The sequence below is a fragment of the Mycobacterium sp. E735 genome (genome assembly GCF_001666955.1).
Lineage (GTDB): Bacteria > Actinomycetota > Actinomycetes > Mycobacteriales > Mycobacteriaceae > Mycobacterium.
Genome location: NZ_LZIX01000254.1, coordinates 1 through 1,225 on the forward strand (window position 1 = coordinate 1; position 1,225 = coordinate 1,225).

The window sequence follows — 1,225 nt, forward strand, 5'->3', positions numbered from 1 at the left end:
CCCCACGACGGGGTGAAGGGGTTGCGCAGCTGCCACCAGAACGGCGGATAGCGCCAGGCGCCGTCACCCGGGCCGACCCCGCCCACCCGCTGTCGCTGAACGACCCGATCTTCGCCGGCCGGGTCGTCGTCATCAACATCTGGGGCCAGTGGTGCGGCCCCTGCCGCGCCGAGGTCGGCCAGGTCGGGGCCGGTCAGCGGGCCGGGGCGGCCGCGGGCCGACGGCGGGTCGTAGTAGATGTCGGTCTTCCCGCCCGGCGAGACGAATTCGAAGGTGCCGCCCTGGGCCACCGCGTCACGACCGGACGAGCAGCCCGCAACGAGGGTCGTCACCACGACCCCCGCCATCGCCAGTCGCCATGCGATCAAAGCGCCGCCGGCTCCCGATACTCGACGTCGGCCAGCCGGTCGCCCTCGTACACCAGGGTGGTGATCGAGCACAGCCCGCACTCCCGCCTGCGCGGGTCGTGCCACAGCCGCCTGCCGGTGAGGTGCAGCCGCAGCGTCCACACGGGCAGCTGGTGGCTGACGCACACCACCTCGCGGCCGGCCGCACGCGCGCGGGCCTTGTCCACCGCGGTCGTCATCCGCGCCGCGATCTCGGCGTACGGCTCACCCCACGACGGGGTGAAGGGGTTGCGCAGCTGCCACCAGAACCGCGGGTCGCGCCAGGCGCCGTCACCCGGGCCGACGCGGCGGCCCTCGAAGAAGTTCGCCGATTCGATCAGGTCGTGGTCGGTGTCCACGGCCACGTCGTGCTTGGCGGCGATCGGCGCTGCGGTTTCCTGGGCCCGCTGCAGCGGGGAGGCGACCACCGCGACGATGTCCCGGCCGGCCAGCGCGTCGGCGACCGCGGCCGCTTGCTCGCGACCCTTGTCGGACAGGTGGAATCCGGGCAGCCGTCCGTAGAGGACGCCGCTCGGGTTGTGCACCTCGCCGTGGCGCACCACGTGGACTCGCGTTTGATCGGCCATCAGGGCTTGTCCTCCTGGGCGGCCGCTTCGGCCGCGATGGGCAGGGCTTCGGCGATCCGGTCGAACGCCGCGTCGTCCAGCGCCGCCGAGACGAACCAGGCCTCGAAGGCGCTGCAGGGCGGGTAGACGCCCGCATCCAGCAGGGCGTGGAAGAACGGCGGATAGCGCCAGGTCTGGCTGGCCCGCGCGGAGGCGAAGTCGGTCACCGGCGCGTCGGTGAAGAACACGCTGAGCATGTTGCCGGCCCGTGAA

General features: G+C 72.9%; 1 protein-coding gene and 2 pseudogenes. All 3 read right to left on the reverse strand.

Translation table 11 applies throughout. From position 1 onward, the window contains the following. Window positions 1-347, reverse strand: a pseudogene (locus tag A5704_RS29345) (hypothetical protein); the annotation flags it as partial. Between the two features lie 17 nt (window positions 348-364). After that, window positions 365-973, reverse strand: coding sequence for a histidine phosphatase family protein (locus tag A5704_RS20950; RefSeq protein ID WP_067748321.1), 609 nt, complete (start codon window positions 971-973; stop codon window positions 365-367). Next, window positions 973-1,225 (reverse strand): annotated as a pseudogene (locus A5704_RS20955) (aspartate aminotransferase family protein); the annotation flags it as partial. The gene A5704_RS20950 and the pseudogene A5704_RS20955, both read right to left, overlap by 1 nt.